Origin of the sequence: Pseudomonas sp. P9_31, assembly GCF_034008235.1 — a bacterium.
Taxonomy (GTDB): domain Bacteria; phylum Pseudomonadota; class Gammaproteobacteria; order Pseudomonadales; family Pseudomonadaceae; genus Aquipseudomonas.
The window spans coordinates 442,608-461,622 of record NZ_CP125375.1; the positions used below are offsets into that span (position 1 = coordinate 442,608).

Genomic DNA, 19,015 nt, shown 5'->3' on the forward strand with positions numbered 1-19,015 from the left:
CCCAAGCGGCCACAGAATTATTCTGCAAGAACCTCACCCCAACAGAGGATTTCCCATGAGCATCGTTCGTAGCGACAAGCCCTTCGTTCTGGCCGGTCGTACTTACCAGTCGCGTTTGCTGGTAGGCACCGGCAAGTACCGTGACATGGAAGAAACTCGCATGGCCATCGAAGCCTCGGGTGCCGAGATCGTCACGTTCGCCGTGCGCCGCACTAACCTCGGCCAGAACCCGGGTGAACCGAACCTGCTCGAAGTCCTGTCGCCGGATCGCTTCACCTTCCTGCCGAACACTGCCGGTTGCTACGACGCCATCGAAGCCGTGCGCACCTGCCGCCTGGCCCGTGAGCTGCTCGACGGCCACAACCTGGTGAAGCTGGAAGTGCTGGCGGATCAGAAAACCCTGTTCCCCAACGTGATCGAAACCCTCAAGGCCGCCGAAGTGCTGGTCAAGGAAGGCTTCGACGTGATGGTCTACACCAGCGATGACCCGATCATCGCCCGGCAACTGGCGGAAATCGGCTGCATCGCGGTCATGCCACTGGCCGGTTTGATCGGTTCGGGTCTGGGGATCTGCAACCCTTACAACCTGCAGATCATCCTCGAAGAAGCGAAAATCCCGGTGTTGGTGGATGCCGGTGTCGGTACCGCTTCCGACGCCACCATCGCCATGGAGCTGGGCTGTGACGCGGTGCTGATGAACTCGGCTATCGCCCACGCCCAACAGCCGATCATGATGGCCGAAGCCATGAAACACGCCATCGTGGCGGGCCGTCTGGCCTACCTCGCCGGCCGCATGCCGAAAAAACTCTATGCCAGCGCCTCCTCGCCGCTGGATGGTCTGATCAAGTAAGAGCCATTGATGACTGAATCGAACGACACGCCTATCCAGACGGAAGAAGGCGACGAGCGCCAACACCGCCGCATCAAGAGTTTCGTGATGCGCGCCGGGCGCATGACCGAAGGCCAGCAACGCGGTCTGGATCAGGGCACGCCACTGTTCGTGCTGCCATTGGCCGATGCGCCGGTGGACTTCGACCAAGTGTTCGGTCGCTCGGCACCGCGCTCGCTGGAAATCGGTTTCGGCATGGGCCACTCGCTGCTGGAAATGGCCGTGGCTTCGCCGGAACAGGACTTCATTGGTGTGGAAGTGCACCGTCCGGGTGTCGGCGCGCTGCTCAATGGCGTGCTGACTCAGGGGCTGACCAACCTGCGCGTCTACGATTGCGATGCGATCGAAGTGCTCAACCGTTGCATCGCCGACAACAGCCTCGATCGACTGATGCTGTTTTTCCCAGATCCATGGCACAAAAGCCGTCACCACAAGCGTCGTATCGTTCAGGCATCGTTCGCTGAACTGGTGCGCAGCAAGTTGAAGGTTGGCGGTGTGCTACACATGGCCACCGACTGGGAACCGTACGCCGAGTACATGCTGGAAGTAATGAACGTCGCACCGGGCTATCGCAACCTCGCCGAAGACGGCAAATGCGTCCCACGTCCGGCCGAACGCCCGATCACCAAGTTCGAACGCCGCGGCGAACGTCTTGGGCATGGCGTGTGGGATCTGAAGTTCGAAAAACAGTCCTAACCGGCCAATGATCGTTCCCACGCTCCGCGTGGGAATACCTCAATGGACGCTCTTGGGACGCGGAGCGTCCCTGGCTGCATTCCCACGCAGAGCGTGGGAACGATCATCAGCGCTCAGCGGCGGTCTGCTACGACGCCAATCAACACCAGCACCACCAACAACACCGGCGCCAGGCTGTAGTTGTTGAACTGGCTCAGGCCTTTGATGATCCATGGCGTGGCATAGATCAGCGCCACGCCGCTGCCGACCATGCACAGCAGGGCCATCAGCGGGACGCGCAAGGCGCCGGCGATGCTGCCCAGGCGTTGGTCGACCCAGCCTTTGATGTCGGCGCCAAACAGCACCAGCAGGCAGCCTACCAGTGCCAGAGAGATTTCCGACAGGTTGCTACGGCTCCAGCGGGACACGGTGGCGAGCAGGTCGAGTATCAAATCCATTCGTTTTCCCTTAAGGCTGAAAATCAGCTCAGAAAATTCTGCAGCAAATCATTGAGAAAGAGTTGCCCGCGCAGCGTGGCCGCCAGACGTGACGGTTCGACCTGCAACAAGCCACTTTGTTCGGCTTCGCGGCGGCCTTCGGCGAGGCTTTCCAGAGGTAGCCCGGTGCGTTCGGGATACAACCGCGCTTCGACGCCCTCGGTCAGGCGCAAGGCGTTCATCAGAAACTCGAACGGCAACTCTTCGTTGGTCAGGGCTTTCTCGCCGGCCTGGAAGCTTTTGGCCGGGTTCAAATAATCCTTCGGCAAGCGAGTCTTCCAGGTGCGCACAATGCGCCCGTCCGGATGGCTGAGCTTGCCATGGGCGCCGGCGCCGATGCCGATGAAGTCGCCGAAACTCCAGTAATTGAGGTTATGCCGCGCCGGACGGCCGGGCTGGGCATAGGCCGAGACTTCGTATTGCGCGTAACCGTGTTCGGCCAACAGCGCCTGACCGGCCTCTTGAATATCCCACAGGGTGTCATCTTCCGGGAGTGTCGGCGGCTGGTTCCAGAACACCGTGTTCGGTTCCAGTGTCAGCTGATACCAGGACAGGTGGGTCGGCTTCAGGGCAATAGCCTGGCGCAGGTCGCTCAGGGCATCGTCCAGGGACTGATCGGGCAAACCGTGCATCAGGTCCAGGTTGAAGTTGTCGAAACCGGCCTGACGGGCCATGCCGGCGGCACGTACGGCCTCATCGCCGTTGTGAATCCGCCCCAGGGCCTTGAGTTTTTCTTCCTGAAAGCTCTGGATGCCGATCGACAGGCGATTGATGCCCAACGCCCGGTAGGCGCGGAATTTCTCCTGCTCGAACGTCCCCGGGTTGGCTTCCAGGGTGATTTCGATGTCGCTGGCGAACGGAATACGTTGCTCGACGCCCTTGAGCAAGCGACCCAGCGCCTCGGCACTGAACAGGCTCGGCGTACCGCCACCAAAGAAGATCGAACTCAGCTCACGGCCATAAACCGCATGCAGGTCCTGATCGAGGTCGGCCAGCAAGGCGTCCACATATTCTTCTTCCGGCAGCACGGGGCTGGCGGTGTGGGAGTTGAAGTCGCAATAAGGGCATTTGCGTACGCACCACGGGATGTGGATGTACAGCGCCAAGGGCGGCAGCACAGGCAAAGCGGCCCGAGGCGATTGTGCGGCGCCACCGAAAATCAGCGGCGAAGCGGACGATTCATGGATCATTTCAGGCCCAGACGCTGGCGCAGCAGATCCATTGCACGGGCGCGGTGGCTGATGAGGTTCTTGTCACTCGGGCTCAATTCGGCGCTGGAGCATTCGCGCTCCGGCACCCAGAACAGCGGATCGTAGCCAAAACCGTGCTCGCCGCTGGCCTGGGTCAGGATGCGCCCATGCCACAGGCCTTCGCAGAGGATCGGCAACGGATCGTCGGCATGACGCACCAGCGCCAATACGCAGACGAATTGCGCGCCGCGCTCGGCTTGCGGCACGTCTTTCATGACGTCGAGCAGTTTGGCGTTGTTCGCCGCATCGCCTTTACCGTCAGCGTAACGGGCCGAATAGATACCCGGCGCACCGCCGAGGAAATCCACCGCCAGCCCCGAATCGTCGGCCAAGGCCGGCAGGCCGGAAATGCGCGAGGCATTGCGGGCCTTGAGAATGGCGTTCTCGACGAACGACAGACCGGTTTCTTCAGGCTCGACGCTGCTGAACTCGCCGATCGAGCGCAAGTGCACCGATTCGCCGAGCATGGCCTGGAGTTCCTTGAGTTTGCCGGCGTTATGGCTGGCCAGTACGAGTTGCGTGAAGTTCATCATTCGCCGGGGAAAAGCTCTTGGTTGAAAGTGATGGTGTTGATTTTGTCACCGGTCTGCACCTTGATTTCAAAGGTGCGGATTTCCTGCTGTGGCACCGGGTACTGGGCGATGTAGTAGACCGCGCCTGTTTCGGTGATCTGTTTGAACTTCAACGGGACGCTTTGGCTGGTCAGGTCTTTGACCGTGCCGCTGACCTGAGCTGTTTGCGGTTTGCCATCCTTGAGTACCGAGATGTTGATGACGCCCTGGTTCTTGCTGCGGGTCAGCTCGGCGGCTTTGGCGATGTCCGGTGTCAGGAAAGTCGAGTTGAAGGTGTTGTAGTGCACCGTCACGTCGCCAAAGGTTTCCTGGCGCTCACCCTTGATGGCGTCGGCGGCCATGGCGGTGACGCTCAGGCAGGCAGTAAGTAAAAACAGCGCTAGACGACCCATGATCATTCTCCTCGAGGTGTCGTGATTCAGACCGCAACCTTGTGGTCTTGCAGCCCGGGGCTGCTGACTCGGTAGATACCGATTTCACCTAACAGATTAGGCCATAGCTTACTGGCCCACCCGTGCCGATGCTGTTGATCCACGGCAAGCCGATCAATGACCTTGGCTTCACGTTCGCGACACAGCGCTTCAAAGTCTTCGAAAGTGCAGAAGTGGATGTTCGGCGTGTTGTACCAGGTGTACGGCAGAAACTCCGAAACCGGCATCCGGCCCTTGCTCGCCAGGTACCAGCGGCAGCGCCAGTGACCGAAGTTGGGGAAGGTGATGATGCACTGGCGACCGACCCGCAGCATTTCGTCGAGGATCTTGTCCGGGTAATGCACGGCTTGCAGGGCCTGGGTCATGACCACGATGTCGAAGCTGTTGCTGGCGAAGTTACCCAGGCCCTTGTCCAGGTCCTGCTCGATGACGTTGATGCCCTTGGCCACGCATTCGGCAATGTTGTCCGGGTCGTTTTCCAGGCCATAGCCGGTGACCTGCTTGTTATCGCGCAGCCAGGTCAGCAGCTCGCCGTCACCGCAGCCGAGGTCGAGCACGCGGCTGCCGGCGGGGATCCATTCCTGGATGATTTCCAGATCGGCTCTCATGTCTTCCTCAAAGCGCTATACGGTTCATGTAATTGCTGAAGGCCTGCAAGTAACGCGGGATCGGAATCAGGAAGGCGTCGTGGCCTTGCGGAGCATCGATCTCCAGGTAGCAAACGTCTTTCCTGGCCGCCATCAGCGCGTCCACCAGCTCCCGTGAGCGGGCAGGGGAGAAGCGCCAGTCGGTGGTGAACGACATCACACAGAACCTGGCCTGGGCATTGGCGAAGGTTTTCGCCAGGTCATCGTCGAAATTCGCCGCCGGGTCGAAGTAATCCAGGGCCTTGGTCATCAGCAGGTAGGTGTTGGCGTCGAAACGCCCGGAAAACTCCTCGCCCTGATACCGCAGGTAGCTTTCGACCTGGAACTCGACGCTGTGGAAGTCGTAGTTGAGCTTTTCGCTCTTCAGGCCGCGACCGAATTTCTCGCCCATGGAGTCGTCGGACAGGTAGGTGATGTGCCCAACCATCCGTGCCAGCATCAGCCCGCGCTTGGGGATCACGCCCGCCTCCTGGAACGAACCGCCGTGGAATTCCGGGTCGGTGAGGATCGCCTGGCGTGCGACTTCGTTGAACGCGATGTTCTGTGCCGACAGTTTCGGCGCCGAGGCGATGGCCAGGCAGTGCCGCACGCGGTCCGGGTAGGTAATGGTCCACTGCAAGGCCTGCATGCCGCCGAGGCTGCCACCAATCACCGCTGCCCATTGGCGGATGCCTAGCCTGTCGGCGAGGCGCGCCTGGCTGTGCACCCAGTCTTCCACGGTCAGCACCGGGAAATCGGCGCCGAACGGTTTGCCGGTTTCCGGATTGATGCTGCTGGGGCCGGTAGAACCATTGCAGCCGCCGAGGTTGTTCAGGCTGACCACGAAGAACTTGTTGGTGTCGATCGGTTTGCCGGGGCCGATGCAGCTGTCCCACCAACCGGGTTTGCGGTCGTCGGGGCTGTGGAAGCCGGCGGCGTGATGGTGGCCGGACAAGGCGTGGCAGATCAGCACGGCGTTGCTCGCCGTAGCATTGAGCGTGCCGTAGGTTTCGTAGATCAGGTCATAAGCTGGCAGCGAACGGCCACAGGCCAGGGCCAGGGGTTCACTGAAGTGCGCCAGTTGCGGCGTCACCAGACCAACAGAATCGGGGGGGAAGGCAGCTGGCATCGACCCTGCTCTCGTTGAAATGAGGCGTAAGTCTAAAGACCGCTGTGGCTAGCGGCAAGCAAAGGCCGGGCCTGATTTTTTGCCGGTGTACCTGTGGCGAGGGAGCTTGCTCCCGTTGGGGCGCGAAGCGGCCCCCGTAGGAGCTGTCGAGTGCAACGAGGCTGCGATCTTTCCTCTACCAATTGAATCCAAAGCAAAGATCAGATCAAAAGATCGCAGCCTTCGGCAGCTCCTACAGGGCGCAGCCCAGCGGGGATAAATCTCCTGGCCACATTGAAGTCAGGCCGGACGCACCAGATACGGCAACTCAGGCAGCGTCTTCGGCGAACAAATCCGCACCCGCTTCTGCCGGTTCAGCTCCCCGCTGATCAAGCTCACCTGACTCTTGGAAACCCCGAACGCCTTGGCCAGAAACGCCATCAGATACGCATTGGCCTTGCCCTCGACCGGCGGCGCCGTCAGGCGGATCTTCAGGCGATCGCCATGCAGCCCGCAGAAGTCATCGCTGCGGGCCGCCGGTTGCAGGTGGCATTCCAGAATCAGGTCATCACCGTCCCAGCGAAAGTAGCTCACCGGGTCAGATCAGCAGACGCAGGATTTGCGGCATCATGGTCAAGGCCGCGAGGTTGTTGATCACCAGCATGTCGATCAGCTTGAGCACCATGAACGCCAGGATCGGTGAGATATCCAGGCCGCCGAGGTTTGGCACAATCTTGCGGAACGGCGCCAGGGCCGGCTCGCAGATCTGGTTCACCAGTTCGGCGCCCGGATTATGGCTACCCGGTGCGACCCAGGACAGAATCACGCTGATGATCAGGGCATAGAAGAAGATATTCAGGAACAGCGCAGTCACGCCGATCAGCGACCAGATCAGCAATTGCAGCGGGTTGCCGATGGTGCCGAAGGTCAGCAACAGGGTCAGGGCCATCAACGCCAGCTGCACGAGGATTGCCAGCACCAGCGAGGACATGTCCAGGCCGAACAGGCTCGGGATGATCCGGCGCAGCGGCTTGAGCAGCGGCTGGGTCGCTTTTACGGCGAACTGGCACAGTGGGTTGTAGAAGTTTGCGCGCACCAGTTGCAGCACGAAACGCAACAGCACGATCAGCAGGTACAGACTGCCGAGGGTTTGCAGCACGTAAATCGCCGCAGTGTTCAATCCAATCATGTAAGGCTCCTTATTTGCCCAGTTGTTCGGCCATTTCGGCCGAGCGGTGCGCGGCGGCGCCAAGTGCTTTTTCTACCAGAGCTTCGAAGCCGCCGGCCTGGAACGACTTGATCGCCGCTTCGGTGGTGCCCGCAGGCGACGTCACGCGGCGACGCAGTTCAGCGGCGTCTACATCACTGGTGACCGCCATCTGTGCAGCGCCCAACGCGGTTTGCAGGGTCAGTTGTGCAGCGGTTTCGGGTGGCAGACCGAGCTTCACGCCAGCGGCGGTCATGGCTTCGATCAGCAGGAAGAAATACGCAGGGCCCGAGCCGGAAACGGCAGTGACCGCGTCCAGTTGCTGTTCTTCATCCAGCCACAAGGCAATGCCGACCGCCGCCAGCAGCTCTTGCGCCTGCTGGCGTTGCCCGGCGCTCACTTCGGCCGTGGCGTACAAACCGCTCACGCCCTGGCGCAGCAGCGCCGGGGTGTTGGGCATGCAGCGCACGATGGGCTGGGCGCCAAGCCAGTTGTTCATGCTGGCGCAGGTGATGCCGGCCGCAATCGAGACCACCAGTTGATTCGGCTTGAGGCTTGGGCGAATGGCTTCGCAAACGGCTTTCATCGCCTGGGGTTTGATCGCCAGTACAACCACGTCCGCGCCCTGAATGGCTTCGGCATTGTCGGCAAACACTTCGATGCCGTGCTCGGCGTGTACGCGGGCACGGGTTTCTTCACCCGGATCGCTGGCGCGGATCTGCGCGGCGTCCAGACCTTTGGCGCGCAGGCCGCCGATCAGGCTGGCGGCCATGTTGCCGGCTCCGATAAAGGCAATACGAGTCTTGCTCATGTCAGGTCCTTAGATAGAGGGGTGTCAGCCACGTTATGGCTTGCTGTAGTCGCGGGCGCCAAACAGGGCCGTTCCGATACGGACCCAAGTGGCGCCCATGGCGATGGCCGACTCGAGGTCGTGGCTCATGCCCATGGAAAGCGTGTCGAGTGGCAGGTTCAGGCTGGCTTGCAGGCTCTGCACGGCAGCAAAAGCGGCATCCTGGGCGGCGCGATCTTCAGTCGGCTCGGGGATTGCCATCAGACCGCGCAATTTCAGGCGGGGCAGGGCACCGATGGCATTGGCCAGGACGGGCAGGTCGGCCGGGGTGCAGCCGGATTTGCTCGCTTCACCGCTGACGTTGACCTGGATACAGATGTTCAAGGGAGGCAAATCGGCAGGGCGTTGTTCGGACAGGCGTTGTGCGATTTTCAAGCGATCCACGGAATGCACCCAGTCGAAATGCTCGGCGATAGCGCGAGTCTTGTTCGATTGAATGGGGCCGATGAAGTGCCAGATCAAGGGCAGGTCGGCCAATTCGAGCTGTTTGCTCAAGGCTTCCTGCAAATAGTTTTCGCCAAAGTCACGGATCCCGGCGGCATAGGCTTCGCGCAAGGCCTCGGCGGGCTTGGTCTTGCTCACGGCCAGCAGCTGGATGCTGTGTTCGTCCCGCTTTGCGGCAAGGGCGGCAGCGTGGATGCGTGAACTAACCTGAGCGATGTTGTCTGCTATCGTGGACATCAAGAGGCGCCAGCGGTCTGAAGGATCGCGGCATTCTACTGGAATTGAGGAGCGCTATGGATATCACTGAGCTGCTGGCTTTCAGCGCTAAACAGGGCGCGTCCGACCTGCACCTGTCCGCCGGCCTGCCACCGATGATTCGTGTCGACGGCGATGTGAGGCGCATCAACCTGCCGGCGCTGGACCACAAGGCGGTGCATGATCTGATCTACGACATCATGAACGACCTCCAGCGGGTGGACTTCGAGAAGCATCTTGAAACCGACTTTTCCTTCGAAGTGCCCGGCGTGGCGCGTTTTCGGGTCAATGCCTTCAACCAGAATCGCGGTGCGGGCGCGGTATTCCGGACCATTCCGTCCAAGGTCCTGAGCATGGACGACCTGGGCATGGGGGAAGTGTTTCGCAAGATTACCGACGCGCCCCGGGGCCTGGTGCTGGTGACCGGCCCGACCGGTTCGGGCAAGTCCACCACGCTGGCAGCGATGATCGATTACCTGAACAGCCATCGCCATCACCACATCCTCACCATCGAAGACCCCATCGAGTTCGTCCACGAATCGCGTAAATGCCTGATCAATCAGCGCGAAGTCCATCGCGATACCCGCAGCTTCGCCACTGCCCTGCGCTCTGCCCTGCGCGAAGACCCGGACGTGATTCTGGTGGGGGAGATGCGTGATCTGGAGACTATCCGCTTGGCGTTGACTGCCGCCGAGACCGGCCACCTGGTGTTTGGCACACTGCACACCACGTCGGCGGCGAAAACCATCGACCGGGTGGTGGACGTGTTTCCGGGCGACGAGAAATCGATGGTGCGTTCGATGCTCTCCGAGTCATTGCTGGCGGTGGTGTCCCAGACATTGATCAAGAAAATCGGCGGCGGGCGGATTGCCGCCCACGAAATCATGCTCGGCACCGCGGCGATTCGTAACCTGATCCGCGAAGACAAGGTGGCGCAGATGTACTCGTCGATTCAGACCGGAGGGTCGCTGGGGATGCAGACGCTGGATATGTGCCTGAAAGAACTGGTGACCAAGGGCGTGATCAGCCGCGAACATGCGCGGGAGAAGGCGCGGTCGCCGGATAATTTCTGACAGGAAGTTGATCGTTCCCACGCAGAGCGTGGGAACGATCAGTGTCGGATCAACGCTGAACAACCCGCAACGCGTTCTGTTCTTTGGGCAGAACCCGCTTGGCAACCACATAGTGGTTTTCCCAGTACGGTTTATTCAGGGTGTCGATGCTCACCGACTTACCACGGCGTGGTGCGTGGATGAAGCGGTCGTTGCCCAGGTAGATGGCAACGTGATTGACCCGGCGGCTCTTGATGTTGAAGAAAATCAGGTCACCTGGCTTCAGATCGTTACGATCGACTTTCTCGCCGCGACCGCTGGCCATGGCGTTGGAGGTACGTGGCAGGTCAAACGTGGCGTCATTGAACGCGTATTTCACCAGACCACTGCAATCGAACCCTTTACTTGGGCTACTGCCGCCCCAACGATAAGGTGTACCGAGAACGTTGACCGCGCGGCTCAACACGTTGCTGCTTTCTTTGGTCGCCATCGACGGGACCAGCTTGCGGTCGGCGCTGCTCAGTTGGGTGGAGCGTTTTACTGTCTGTTTGTTTTTGCTCGAAGGAGCAGAAACATGGGATTTTGGGGTGTAACCATTAACGTTAGGAAGACGTTGCTCACGATTGGTGGCGTGGGCGGCCAGGGGCAATAATAGGCAAATGGTTAGCCATGTCTTGAAAAATGGACGCATTAGGCAAGGCTCGTATGGGTTGGCGCGCAACTTTATAACAGCTTTTTTGGCCCTTCCGAGGCCGTTGGTCGATTCAACCTTGGGGTCAACGGAACCAAATAAGCGAAAAAAGGACGCAATTATCTGACACAAGTCAGGCGGTACAGGGCTTTGACGGAAGTGAAGGTAGCATTTGCCGTATGTCGGCCGCCTGTAAAAAAGTCACAAAGAATTCAAGAATATTTCTCTATCGTGTGAATCGAGGTCTTCCATGAGCACCTATCGACAACCCGTTTCACAACAAGATACGCACAGCAAAGTGATTGGTTACCTGCTGTGGATTTTCGGTTTTACCGGGGCTCACCGCTTCTATTACGGCAAGCCGGTGACCGGGACGATCTGGTTCCTTACCCTCGGTTTGCTGGGTATTGGCTGGTTGATTGACGTGTTCCTGATCCCGGCCATGGATCGTGAAGCGGACCTGCGCTTTACCGCCGGCCCCATCGAATACAACGTTGCGTGGATTCTGCTGACGTTTCTGGGGGTATTCGGTGTGCACCGGATGTATCAGGGGAAGTGGATCAGCGGGTTGCTGTACCTGGTGACGGGCGGGTTGTTCTTTCTGGGGGTGTTGTATGACTTCTGGACGTTGAATGACCAGGTTTCTGTGCGCAATGCCCAGAATAGAGGCGCCTTTCAGTAAGTCATCGCGGGCAAGCCCGCTCCGACAGTGGATGTGTATTGTCCGCAAATCTTGCGGCCAACCGATAACCCTGTGGGAGCGGGCTTGCCCGCGATTGGAGCCGCGCGGTTTTAAGCCTGGTGACTGATCCGCCCATCCACCAGGGTATAACGCACCACGCTCGGCAGGCTATGGCCAATGAACGGGCAGTTTTCGCCCTTCGACAGCCAGGTCTCACCGGCCACGGTCGAGGCCGCAGGGTCGAACAGCACGATATCTGCCGGCCCACCCACCGCCAGCTTGCCCGCCGGCAAGCGCAACGCTTCGGCAGGACCGGCGCTCAGGCGTGCAAGCAGGGTCGGCAGGTCGAGCAAACCGTCTTCCACCAAGGTCATCGCCAGCGGCAGCAGCAGTTCAACACTGCTGATGCCTGGCTCGGTGGCGCCGAACGGTGCCAGTTTGGCGTCCCGCTCGTGGGGCTGGTGATGGCTGGAGATGGCTGACACCACACCGGACTTCACCGCTGCCCGCAGGCCGTCGCGGTCCGCACGGGTGCGCAGCGGCGGCTGGACGTGGTAGAGGCTGCTGAAGTCGATCAGCGCTTCGTCGGTGAGGATCAACTGATACAACGCCACGTCTGCGGTGACCTTCAGGCCACGGGCCTGGGCCTGGGCGATCAGCGCCACGCCACGCGCGCTGGTGAGCTGGCTGAAGTGCGCACGCACGCCGCTTTGCTCGACCAGCAGCAGATCCCGGGCCAGGGCCACGGTTTCGGCGGTTTCCGGAATGCCCGGCAAGCCGAGGAAACTGGCGGTCGGGCCTTCGTGAGCCAGGCCGCCTTCGGCCAGATCATGGTCCTGCGAGTTGAAAATCACCGTCAGGTCGAACGTCGCCGCGTATTCCAGCGCCCGGCACAGGGTGCGGGTGTTGCGGAAGCTCTCCAGGCCGTTGCCGAAGGCCACGCAGCCGGCATCGCGCAAGGCGACCAGCTCTGCCAGCTGTTCGCCGTCCAGGCCTTTGCTCAGGGCGCCGATCGGGAACACTTTGGTGTTGCCGGCCTCGCGGGCGCGGTCGAGGATCAATTCAGCCACGGCCGAGGTGTCCAGCACCGGCCTGGTTTTTGGCGGGCAGCACAGGCTGGTGACGCCACCGGCGGCGGCGGCACGGGTTTCGCTGGCGATCGAGCCTTTGCGGCTGTAGCCCGGCTCGCGCAGGGCGACGTTCAGGTCAACCAGGCCGGGGGCGGCAACCAGACCTTTGGCGTCGATGGTGTCTACTGCAACAAAACCGGCCGGAGCGGCGCCAAGGGCGACGATCTTGCAGGCTTCAACGTGGATATCAGTCACTTGATCCAGGCCGCTGACCGGATCGATAACGCGTGCGCCGAGAATGCTGAGCTTCACTGGGCGTTCTCCTGCTCGAATTGGCGCTGGGCAGTTTGCCCGCTCATGGCCATGGACAACACGGCCATACGAATCGCGATGCCGTAAGTCACCTGGTTGAGGATCACCGAGTGCGGACCGTCGGCCACCGCTGACTCAATCTCCACCCCACGGTTGATCGGCCCTGGGTGCATGACGATGCAATCCGGTTTGGCCCCGGCCAGGCGCGCGGTGGTCAGGCCGAACAGGCGGTAGAATTCGCCTTCGCTCGGCAGCAGGCCACCCGTCATGCGTTCACGCTGCAAGCGCAGCATGATCACCACGTCGACGTCTTTCAGGCCTTCGGTCATGTCGGTGTAGACCTTCACGCCATATTGCTCGATGCCGATCGGCAGCAGCGTCTTCGGCGCGATCACGCGGATGTCCGGGCAACCGAGGGTTTTCAGGGCCAGCATGTTCGAGCGCGCCACCCGCGAGTGCAGGATGTCGCCGACGATGGCCACCGAGAGGTTTTCGAAGCCGCCCTTGTGCCGACGGATGGTGAGCATGTCGAGCATGCCCTGGGTCGGGTGGGCGTGACGGCCGTCGCCGCCGTTGATGATCGCCACTTGCGGGCAGACATGCTCGGCGATGAAGTGCGCCGCACCGGAATCACCGTGACGCACGACGAACATGTCGGCGGCCATGGCTTCCAGGTTGCGCAGGGTGTCGAGCAGGGTTTCGCCCTTGCTCGCCGACGACGTGGACACGTTCAGGGTGATCACGTCGGCCGACAGCCGCTGAGCCGCCAGTTCGAAGGTGGTGCGGGTGCGGGTGGAGTTTTCGAAGAACACATTGCACACGGTCTTGCCGCGCAGCAACGGGACTTTCTTCACCGCCCGGGCGCCGACTTCGAGGAACGAGTCGGCGGTGTCGAGGATTTCCGTCAACAGCTCGCGGCGCAAACCGTCGAGCGAGAGGAAGTGGCGCAGCTGACCCTGATCATTGAGCTGCAGCGGGCGCTTGGTTTCTAGAGGCGTCATCGCGAGGGGGACTCTCAATAGGGCGAATTAAAGGGCGAGGTCTTGAAGTTCGAGCTTGAGCTCCGGGCCGGACAGCTTCACCCGTTCGTGGGCCGCCAGCGTCAGGGTCGCGCCGACCACGTTCGGGCGGATCGGCAGCTCACCGGCGTCCAGGTCCAGCAGGCATACCAGCGTCACGCTGGCCGGGCGGCCGTAGTCGAAGAGTTCGTTCATCGCGGCGCGGATGGTGCGACCGCTCATCAGCACGTCGTCGATCAACACCAGGTGCTGGCCTTCGATCTCGAACGGCAGCGCCGAAGGGCGTACTTGCGGGTGCAGACCGTTCTGGCTGAAGTCGTCGCGGTAGAAGGACACGTCCAGGGTGCCCAGGGGCGAGTCGCTGCCCAGTTTATCGAGCAACGCCTGAGCGACCCAGACGCCACCGGTCCGAATGCCGATGTAACGTGGTTCGCTGATGCCACGGTTTTCCAGATAAGCCTTGAGACGGATCGCCATCTGGCTGATCAGTTCGGCGGGATTGGGCAGGCTCATGGTTTGCTCCTTCTTTGTCCCGAGCCGGGTTCTTCTTGAATGGTGGCTCGGGTTGTCGCTAAGGGAGACGCCGCAGCGGCTCTTCAGAATCAGGTGCTTGAGGATTCAAACAGTGCGGTGTTTTCGTCGAGCCAGCCTTGCAGCAGCAGGGCGGCGGCGATGGCATCGACGGGGTTGTCGCGGTAACTGCCCTTCTGGCCGCCACGGACCAGGCGTTCGCCCTTGGCCTCGAAGGTGGTCAGGCGTTCATCGTGAGTATAGAAGGGCAGGTTGTAGCGGCCGTTCAGGCGGCGGGCGAACTTTTCGGCCCGCAGGCACATGTCGCTGGGTGTGCCGTCCATGTTCAGCGGCAGGCCGACCACCACGGCGTCGGGTTTCCACTCTTTGATCAGGGCTTCGACCTGATTCCAGTCGGGAATGCCGTTTTGCGCCTTCAAGGTGCACAGCTCGCGGGCCTGGCCGGTAATCACCTGGCCGACCGCAACGCCGATCTGTTTGGTACCGTAGTCGAAACCCAGAATCAGCCGCAGGGCCATCAGGCGTGCCCCGCCTGGCTGGTGAGCAGGCTGAGGTTGACTCCCAGATGCCTGGCGGCCGCTTCGAGGCGCAATTCACTGCTGGTGTTGAACAGGATGTCGGCATTGAACGGGCAGGTCAGCCAAGCGTTGTCGGCCAGTTCGGCTTCCAGTTGCCCGGCTTCCCAACCGGCGTAGCCGAGGGTGATCAGGCTTTTCGCGGGGCCGACGCCGTCGGCGATGGCGAACAGCACGTCCTGGGAGGTCGACAGCGACAGTTCGCCTTCCAGATCAACGGTCGCCTGAAAAGATTTACCCGATGGGTGCAGGACAAAACCACGATCGGTTTGCACCGGGCCACCCATAAAGATCGGCACATGCTGGCAGAGCAATGGAGGTTCGATATCGGGGCGCAATTGCTCGAGGATATCGGCCAGGTTCAGGTCCTGCGGACGGTTGACCACCAGCCCCATGGCACCATTGGCCGTGTGCTCGACGATGTAGGTCAAGGTGTGCGCAAAGTTCGGGTCGGCCATGTGAGGCATGGCGATCAGGAAGTGATGCTTGAGGTAGCTGGGGCTGACGTTCTTCATGAGCGCTAGTGTGGCGTTGGAGGGGCGAACTGACAAGCTGAGGATGTCGCAATTTGGCAGTCGGCACAGACCAAATGTGGGAGCGAGCCTGCTCGCGATGACGGCGGTACATTCAAAATCGAGGTGTCAGACAGACCGCCATCGCGAGCAGGCTCGCTCCCACAGAGATTTATGGGGTGTCAGTTGCTGAACAACTGGTCCCCACGCGCAAACTTCCAGGTGCGGATGATTTCCAGGCGGTCGATGTCTGACAGATCCCCGGTAAACGGTGCAAACGGTGCCGCGAGCCTTACGATGCGCTGCGCCGCCTGGTCCAGCAGCGGCTGGCCGGACGATTCCAGCACCAACACTTCATACAGCGAGCCGTCGCGGTTGATCGAGACCATCAGGCGCAAATTGCCGTAAATCTGTTTGCGCCGGGCCTCGTCGGGGTAGTTGAGGTTGCCGATGCGCTCGACCTTCTTGCGCCATTCGTCCTTGTACCAGGCACCTTTGTCGCGCATGGTCGACGCGGCGCTCAGGCGGTGGATGCGCGGGCGCTTGGCGTACAGCTGTTGTTCGTTGGCCAGTTCCGCTTCCAGGCTGGCGATGTCGCTGGACAGCTGCGAGCTGTCGAAGGTCGGCGCCTCGACCTTGGGCTTGGTCTCGGTCTTGACCTCTTCCTGCTTGGTCGCGGCTTTTTTCGGCTTCGGCGCGACAGTCGTCACGGCGGCCTTGGGCGCGGCTTCCTGCACTTGAGGCTTGGCGGTTGGCGGTGGAGTGACCGTCTGCACCTTGTTGTCCTGGAAGGGCGCGACCTCGGTGGTCTTGGGTATCGCCTTTTTATCCAGGGTGCCACTGCCTTGCTGATTCTCTTGGGCGAGGAAATCGGCTTTCTTGGGCTTGGTTTCGCTTTTGAAGGTGGCGAGGGTGATTTCCAGGGTTTTGCTGATTTGCTTGGGTTCAACCATGGTGAACCCGACGCCCAACAGCAAGGCCAGGTGAATCAGCGCCGCGAGAAACAGGGTAAAACCGAGGCGATCGGCCGGGCGCACGCCACGATGGGCGAGTTCAGCGGGCAGATCGGACGGGAGTGTCATGACAAGAAAACCAACATCGCGTTTTTTACAGGCCGGGGATGATAACGCAATGTTGGTTGTTTCTTGGCTGTTCTCTATCAACGAGCCTTGAGCTTCTGATCGATGGCATCCATCAGCAAGCCGCCGATGTCGGTGCCGAACGCGTTATCGATCTCGCGAATGCAGGTCGGGCTGGTGACGTTGATTTCAGTCAGGTGCTCACCGATCACGTCGAGACCGACGAACAGCAGGCCTTTCTCGCGCAGGGTCGGGCCGACTTGTGCGGCGATCCAGCGATCCTTGTCGGTCAACGGTCGGGCTTCGCCACGGCCGCCGGCGGCGAGGTTGCCACGGGTTTCGCCTGCGGCCGGAATCCGTGCCAGGCAGTAATCCACAGGCTCGCCGTCGATCATCAGGATGCGCTTGTCGCCATCGACGATCGCTGGCAGGTAGCCCTGGATCATGATCTGTTGCTTGCCATGCAGGGTCAGGGTTTCGAGGATCACCGACAGGTTCGGGTGGCCAGCGGTGTGACGGAAGATCGACGAACCGCCCATGCCGTCCAACGGCTTGAGGATCACGTCGCCGTGATGGTCGGCGAATTCACGCAACACATCCGGGCGACGGCTGACGATGGTCGGCGGCGTGCACTGCGGGAACAGTGTGGCGAACAGCTTCTCGTTGCAGTCACGCAGGCTTTGCGGTTTGTTGACCACCAGCACGCCGGCGCGCTCGGCCTGCTCCAGCAGGTAAGTTGAGTAGACGAACTCCATGTCGAACGGCGGATCCTTGCGCATCAGGATCACGTCCAGGTCGCTCAGCAGTGCGTCGGATTCGGCGCCCAGCTCGAACCACTTTTCCGGGTTGGCGAACACCTTCAGCGGACGCATCCGCGCGCGAGCTTCGCCTTCGGCCTGATACAAATCACGCTGTTCCATATAGAACAGTTCCCAGCCACGCTTTTGCGCGGCCAGCAGCATGGCCAGCGAGCTATCCTTTTTATAGGAGATGCTGGCGATAGGATCCATGACAATCCCGACGCGAACGCTCATGGGGTTTTCCTCGAAATTGGGGTGGAAAGTGCGATGAAAAAGTGGCGTCAGAGTGGCGCCGAGTGGGTTCCCGGTCAAGGAAAAACCACTGCAAAGGCCACCCGATAGATTGGATGGGGAGACTGTGCTAAAAAGGCTGCCATGTCGTGCCGGCCCTTGAACATCAAGGGTTTCGAGCTGCCGATGAGCGGCAAACGGACAAATTGATTCACAAAGGCGACGGTAGAGCCACTATGGAACAGCATTCCAGCGCCTTGAAGGTCATGGTGATCGACGATTCGAAAACGATTCGTCGCACCGCCGAAACGCTGTTGAAAAATGTGGGCTGTGAAGTCATCACTGCAATCGATGGTTTCGATGCCCTGGCCAAGATTGCCGACAATCACCCCGGCATCATCTTTGTCGACATCATGATGCCGCGTCTGGATGGTTATCAGACCTGCGCTTTAATCAAGAACAACAGTGCGTTCAAGTCCACGCCAGTGATTATGCTGTCGTCCAAGGACGGGTTGTTCGACAAGGCCAAAGGCCGGATCGTCGGTTCCGACCAGTTTTTGACCAAGCCTTTCAGCAAGGAAGAACTGCTGAACGCGATTCAGGCCCACGTACCGGGCTTCGCCGCCGTTTCGCCGCAGTAGGACACGCACAGTGACGCTCGGCCATGGGGCCTGGTGTCGACAAGAATGGGGAAGACCATGGCACGTATTCTGATCGTCGATGACTCGCCGACTGAAATGTACAAACTGACCGGCATGCTCGAAAAGCACGGTCATGAGGTGTTGAAAGCCGAAAACGGCGCCGACGGCGTGGCCCTGGCCCGTCAGGAAAAACCCGACGCGGTGCTGATGGACATCGTCATGCCCGGCCTCAACGGTTTCCAGGCAACCCGTCAGCTGACCAAAGACCCGGAAACCGGGCACATTCCGGTGATCATCATCACCACCAAGGATCAGGAAACCGACAAAGTCTGGGGTACGCGCCAAGGCGCCAAGGACTACCTGACCAAACCGGTCGACGAAGACACCCTGATCAAAACCCTGAACAACGTGCTGGCCGGTTGATCGTCCGGTCATGACCGAGTCGCTGACGGCTTTCGAACTGCTGCTTCAGATTGACCAGCGCTGTCGTCTGCTGGCGGCAGACCTGCCGTCCCAGCCGACCCGACAAGACAGTTGGAGCGGCATCGGCTTTCGCTTGGGCGAGCATTGGTACGTTGCGCCCATGGGCGAAGTCAGCGAAGTCCTGCACGAACCGCGGGTTACCCAATTGCCGGGGGTCAAACCCTGGGTCAAGGGTGTGGCGAACCTGCGCGGGCGACTGCTGCCGATCATGGATTTGTGTGGCTTCTTTTATGGTTATGGGCTCGGTCATGAGCTATCGGCCCTGCGCAAGCAGCGGCGGATATTGGTGGTGGAGCACAAAGACGTGTTTGCCGGGTTGATGGTCGATGAGATTTTCGGCTTGCAACATTTTGCCCAGAACAGTCTGGAATCGGTGCCCATGGACGAGCTGCAGGGCCCGATCGCGCCGTTCGTCAAAGGCCGGTTTCAGCGTGAACAGAGTTGGCAGGTATTCAGCCCGTTTGCGTTGGTGCAATCGCAAGGTTTCATGAACGTAGCCGCATAACCCTGTGGGAGGTCTCACAAGGGTGTTG

At 60.6% G+C, this 19,015-nt stretch carries 25 protein-coding genes; 7 read left to right on the top strand and 18 right to left on the bottom strand.

Annotated elements, in window-relative coordinates:
- Window positions 1-55: 55 nt before the first annotated feature.
- Window positions 56-850 carry a thiazole synthase gene (locus QMK51_RS01990; RefSeq protein ID WP_320393019.1) on the top strand — a complete coding sequence of 265 codons (795 nt, stop codon included), beginning with the start codon at window positions 56-58 and terminating at the stop codon, window positions 848-850.
- 9 nt (window positions 851-859) lie between these two features.
- On the top strand, window positions 860-1,585 hold the full coding sequence (gene trmB, locus QMK51_RS01995) for a tRNA (guanosine(46)-N7)-methyltransferase TrmB (protein WP_258698642.1): 726 nt from the start codon (window positions 860-862) through the stop codon (window positions 1,583-1,585).
- 113 nt (window positions 1,586-1,698) lie between these two features.
- On the opposite strand, the gene QMK51_RS02000 is transcribed toward trmB, so the two are convergent.
- The 10 genes from QMK51_RS02000 to QMK51_RS02045 form a co-directional block, all read right to left on the bottom strand.
- Window positions 1,699-2,022 (bottom strand): DUF3392 domain-containing protein, encoded by a 324-nt coding sequence (locus QMK51_RS02000; RefSeq protein ID WP_084322429.1) that lies wholly within the window; start codon window positions 2,020-2,022, stop codon window positions 1,699-1,701.
- Between the two features lie 23 nt (window positions 2,023-2,045).
- Window positions 2,046-3,251 carry a radical SAM family heme chaperone HemW gene (hemW, locus tag QMK51_RS02005; RefSeq protein WP_320393020.1) on the bottom strand — a complete coding sequence of 402 codons (1,206 nt, stop codon included), beginning with the start codon at window positions 3,249-3,251 and terminating at the stop codon, window positions 2,046-2,048.
- Window positions 3,248-3,844 carry an RdgB/HAM1 family non-canonical purine NTP pyrophosphatase gene (rdgB, locus tag QMK51_RS02010; RefSeq protein ID WP_320393021.1) on the bottom strand — a complete coding sequence of 199 codons (597 nt, stop codon included), beginning with the start codon at window positions 3,842-3,844 and terminating at the stop codon, window positions 3,248-3,250. Before rdgB ends, hemW begins: the two co-directional genes overlap by 4 nt.
- Complete coding sequence (locus QMK51_RS02015) at window positions 3,841-4,275, bottom strand: DUF4426 domain-containing protein (protein ID WP_320393022.1); 435 nt, start codon at window positions 4,273-4,275, stop codon at window positions 3,841-3,843. Before QMK51_RS02015 ends, rdgB begins: the two co-directional genes overlap by 4 nt.
- A gap of 26 nt (window positions 4,276-4,301) precedes the next feature.
- Window positions 4,302-4,922 carry a methionine biosynthesis protein MetW gene (gene metW, locus QMK51_RS02020; protein ID WP_027926558.1) on the bottom strand — a complete coding sequence of 207 codons (621 nt, stop codon included), beginning with the start codon at window positions 4,920-4,922 and terminating at the stop codon, window positions 4,302-4,304.
- A gap of 7 nt (window positions 4,923-4,929) precedes the next feature.
- A complete protein-coding gene (gene metX, locus QMK51_RS02025) occupies window positions 4,930-6,069 on the bottom strand; it encodes a homoserine O-succinyltransferase MetX (protein WP_320393023.1) in 1,140 nt (379 codons plus the stop codon).
- Between the two features lie 279 nt (window positions 6,070-6,348).
- Window positions 6,349-6,642 (bottom strand): DUF167 domain-containing protein, encoded by a 294-nt coding sequence (locus tag QMK51_RS02030; RefSeq protein ID WP_258698646.1) that lies wholly within the window; start codon window positions 6,640-6,642, stop codon window positions 6,349-6,351.
- A gap of 4 nt (window positions 6,643-6,646) precedes the next feature.
- A complete protein-coding gene (locus QMK51_RS02035) occupies window positions 6,647-7,237 on the bottom strand; it encodes a YggT family protein (RefSeq protein WP_258698647.1) in 591 nt (196 codons plus the stop codon).
- Between the two features lie 10 nt (window positions 7,238-7,247).
- On the bottom strand, window positions 7,248-8,066 hold the full coding sequence (gene proC / locus QMK51_RS02040; RefSeq protein ID WP_258698648.1) for a pyrroline-5-carboxylate reductase: 819 nt from the start codon (window positions 8,064-8,066) through the stop codon (window positions 7,248-7,250).
- Window positions 8,067-8,099: 33 nt separating this feature from the next.
- Window positions 8,100-8,786, bottom strand: coding sequence for a YggS family pyridoxal phosphate-dependent enzyme (locus QMK51_RS02045; protein ID WP_258698649.1), 687 nt, complete (start codon window positions 8,784-8,786; stop codon window positions 8,100-8,102).
- Window positions 8,787-8,842: 56 nt separating this feature from the next.
- Here QMK51_RS02045 and QMK51_RS02050 point away from each other — a divergent pair, with 56 nt between their 5' ends.
- A complete protein-coding gene (locus QMK51_RS02050) occupies window positions 8,843-9,877 on the top strand; it encodes a type IV pilus twitching motility protein PilT (protein ID WP_320393024.1) in 1,035 nt (344 codons plus the stop codon).
- A gap of 49 nt (window positions 9,878-9,926) precedes the next feature.
- Here QMK51_RS02050 and QMK51_RS02055 read toward each other — a convergent pair whose 3' ends face one another.
- A complete protein-coding gene (locus QMK51_RS02055; RefSeq protein WP_320393025.1) occupies window positions 9,927-10,547 on the bottom strand; it encodes a C40 family peptidase in 621 nt (206 codons plus the stop codon).
- A 250-nt stretch (window positions 10,548-10,797) separates the two neighbouring features.
- Here QMK51_RS02055 and QMK51_RS02060 point away from each other — a divergent pair, with 250 nt between their 5' ends.
- Window positions 10,798-11,229: a TM2 domain-containing protein gene (locus tag QMK51_RS02060; protein ID WP_320393026.1), complete on the top strand. Its 432-nt coding sequence runs from the start codon at window positions 10,798-10,800 to the stop codon at window positions 11,227-11,229.
- Between the two features lie 110 nt (window positions 11,230-11,339).
- Here the strand turns inward: QMK51_RS02060 and QMK51_RS02065 are convergent, their stop codons facing one another.
- From QMK51_RS02065 to gshB, 7 genes are all read right to left on the bottom strand, one after another.
- Complete coding sequence (locus QMK51_RS02065) at window positions 11,340-12,611, bottom strand: dihydroorotase (protein WP_258698653.1); 1,272 nt, start codon at window positions 12,609-12,611, stop codon at window positions 11,340-11,342.
- Window positions 12,608-13,612, bottom strand: coding sequence for an aspartate carbamoyltransferase catalytic subunit (locus QMK51_RS02070; protein WP_007897943.1), 1,005 nt, complete (start codon window positions 13,610-13,612; stop codon window positions 12,608-12,610). Before QMK51_RS02070 ends, QMK51_RS02065 begins: the two co-directional genes overlap by 4 nt.
- Before the next feature lie 27 nt (window positions 13,613-13,639).
- Window positions 13,640-14,143, bottom strand: a complete 504-nt coding sequence (gene pyrR, locus QMK51_RS02075) for a bifunctional pyr operon transcriptional regulator/uracil phosphoribosyltransferase PyrR (protein ID WP_258698654.1) — start codon at window positions 14,141-14,143, stop codon at window positions 13,640-13,642.
- Window positions 14,144-14,232: 89 nt separating this feature from the next.
- Window positions 14,233-14,679, bottom strand: a complete 447-nt coding sequence (ruvX, locus tag QMK51_RS02080; RefSeq protein ID WP_018928712.1) for a Holliday junction resolvase RuvX — start codon at window positions 14,677-14,679, stop codon at window positions 14,233-14,235.
- Window positions 14,679-15,251 carry a YqgE/AlgH family protein gene (locus tag QMK51_RS02085; RefSeq protein ID WP_258698655.1) on the bottom strand — a complete coding sequence of 191 codons (573 nt, stop codon included), beginning with the start codon at window positions 15,249-15,251 and terminating at the stop codon, window positions 14,679-14,681. Before QMK51_RS02085 ends, ruvX begins: the two co-directional genes overlap by 1 nt.
- Before the next feature lie 179 nt (window positions 15,252-15,430).
- Entirely contained in the window at window positions 15,431-16,330 is a 900-nt protein-coding gene (locus tag QMK51_RS02090) for an energy transducer TonB (protein WP_320393027.1), read from the bottom strand.
- Between the two features lie 77 nt (window positions 16,331-16,407).
- Window positions 16,408-17,361 (bottom strand): glutathione synthase, encoded by a 954-nt coding sequence (gene gshB / locus QMK51_RS02095; RefSeq protein ID WP_258698657.1) that lies wholly within the window; start codon window positions 17,359-17,361, stop codon window positions 16,408-16,410.
- 233 nt (window positions 17,362-17,594) lie between these two features.
- Between gshB and pilG the strand changes: the two genes are divergently transcribed.
- From pilG to QMK51_RS02110, 3 genes are read left to right on the top strand one after another with little or no spacing between them, the layout of a single operon-like run.
- On the top strand, window positions 17,595-17,999 hold the full coding sequence (gene pilG / locus QMK51_RS02100; RefSeq protein ID WP_038980984.1) for a twitching motility response regulator PilG: 405 nt from the start codon (window positions 17,595-17,597) through the stop codon (window positions 17,997-17,999).
- Between the two features lie 57 nt (window positions 18,000-18,056).
- Window positions 18,057-18,422: a twitching motility response regulator PilH gene (gene pilH / locus QMK51_RS02105; RefSeq protein WP_007897961.1), complete on the top strand. Its 366-nt coding sequence runs from the start codon at window positions 18,057-18,059 to the stop codon at window positions 18,420-18,422.
- Between the two features lie 10 nt (window positions 18,423-18,432).
- Entirely contained in the window at window positions 18,433-18,987 is a 555-nt protein-coding gene (locus QMK51_RS02110) for a chemotaxis protein CheW (RefSeq protein WP_320393028.1), read from the top strand.
- The last annotated feature ends 28 nt before the right edge of the window (window positions 18,988-19,015 follow it).

Excerpts from the sequence above, each read along its gene's own strand:
- QMK51_RS01990 (WP_320393019.1), top strand. The coding sequence starts at position 56 with ATGAGCATCGTTCGTAGCGACAAGCCCTTCGTTCTGGCCGGTCGTACT.
- trmB (WP_258698642.1), top strand. The coding sequence starts at position 860 with ATGACTGAATCGAACGACACGCCTATCCAGACGGAAGAAGGCGACGAG.
- QMK51_RS02000 (WP_084322429.1), bottom strand. The coding sequence starts at position 2,022 with ATGGATTTGATACTCGACCTGCTCGCCACCGTGTCCCGCTGGAGCCGT.
- hemW (WP_320393020.1), bottom strand. The coding sequence starts at position 3,251 with ATGATCCATGAATCGTCCGCTTCGCCGCTGATTTTCGGTGGCGCCGCA.
- rdgB (WP_320393021.1), bottom strand. The coding sequence starts at position 3,844 with ATGATGAACTTCACGCAACTCGTACTGGCCAGCCATAACGCCGGCAAA.
- QMK51_RS02015 (WP_320393022.1), bottom strand. The coding sequence starts at position 4,275 with ATGGGTCGTCTAGCGCTGTTTTTACTTACTGCCTGCCTGAGCGTCACC.
- metW (WP_027926558.1), bottom strand. The coding sequence starts at position 4,922 with ATGAGAGCCGATCTGGAAATCATCCAGGAATGGATCCCCGCCGGCAGC.
- metX (WP_320393023.1), bottom strand. The coding sequence starts at position 6,069 with ATGCCAGCTGCCTTCCCCCCCGATTCTGTTGGTCTGGTGACGCCGCAA.
- QMK51_RS02035 (WP_258698647.1), bottom strand. The coding sequence starts at position 7,237 with ATGATTGGATTGAACACTGCGGCGATTTACGTGCTGCAAACCCTCGGC.
- proC (WP_258698648.1), bottom strand. The coding sequence starts at position 8,066 with ATGAGCAAGACTCGTATTGCCTTTATCGGAGCCGGCAACATGGCCGCC.
- QMK51_RS02045 (WP_258698649.1), bottom strand. The coding sequence starts at position 8,786 with ATGTCCACGATAGCAGACAACATCGCTCAGGTTAGTTCACGCATCCAC.
- QMK51_RS02050 (WP_320393024.1), top strand. The coding sequence starts at position 8,843 with ATGGATATCACTGAGCTGCTGGCTTTCAGCGCTAAACAGGGCGCGTCC.
- QMK51_RS02055 (WP_320393025.1), bottom strand. The coding sequence starts at position 10,547 with ATGCGTCCATTTTTCAAGACATGGCTAACCATTTGCCTATTATTGCCC.
- QMK51_RS02060 (WP_320393026.1), top strand. The coding sequence starts at position 10,798 with ATGAGCACCTATCGACAACCCGTTTCACAACAAGATACGCACAGCAAA.
- QMK51_RS02070 (WP_007897943.1), bottom strand. The coding sequence starts at position 13,612 with ATGACGCCTCTAGAAACCAAGCGCCCGCTGCAGCTCAATGATCAGGGT.
- pyrR (WP_258698654.1), bottom strand. The coding sequence starts at position 14,143 with ATGAGCCTGCCCAATCCCGCCGAACTGATCAGCCAGATGGCGATCCGT.
- ruvX (WP_018928712.1), bottom strand. The coding sequence starts at position 14,679 with ATGGCCCTGCGGCTGATTCTGGGTTTCGACTACGGTACCAAACAGATC.
- QMK51_RS02085 (WP_258698655.1), bottom strand. The coding sequence starts at position 15,251 with ATGAAGAACGTCAGCCCCAGCTACCTCAAGCATCACTTCCTGATCGCC.
- QMK51_RS02090 (WP_320393027.1), bottom strand. The coding sequence starts at position 16,330 with ATGACACTCCCGTCCGATCTGCCCGCTGAACTCGCCCATCGTGGCGTG.
- gshB (WP_258698657.1), bottom strand. The coding sequence starts at position 17,361 with ATGAGCGTTCGCGTCGGGATTGTCATGGATCCTATCGCCAGCATCTCC.
- pilG (WP_038980984.1), top strand. The coding sequence starts at position 17,595 with ATGGAACAGCATTCCAGCGCCTTGAAGGTCATGGTGATCGACGATTCG.
- pilH (WP_007897961.1), top strand. The coding sequence starts at position 18,057 with ATGGCACGTATTCTGATCGTCGATGACTCGCCGACTGAAATGTACAAA.
- QMK51_RS02110 (WP_320393028.1), top strand. The coding sequence starts at position 18,433 with ATGACCGAGTCGCTGACGGCTTTCGAACTGCTGCTTCAGATTGACCAG.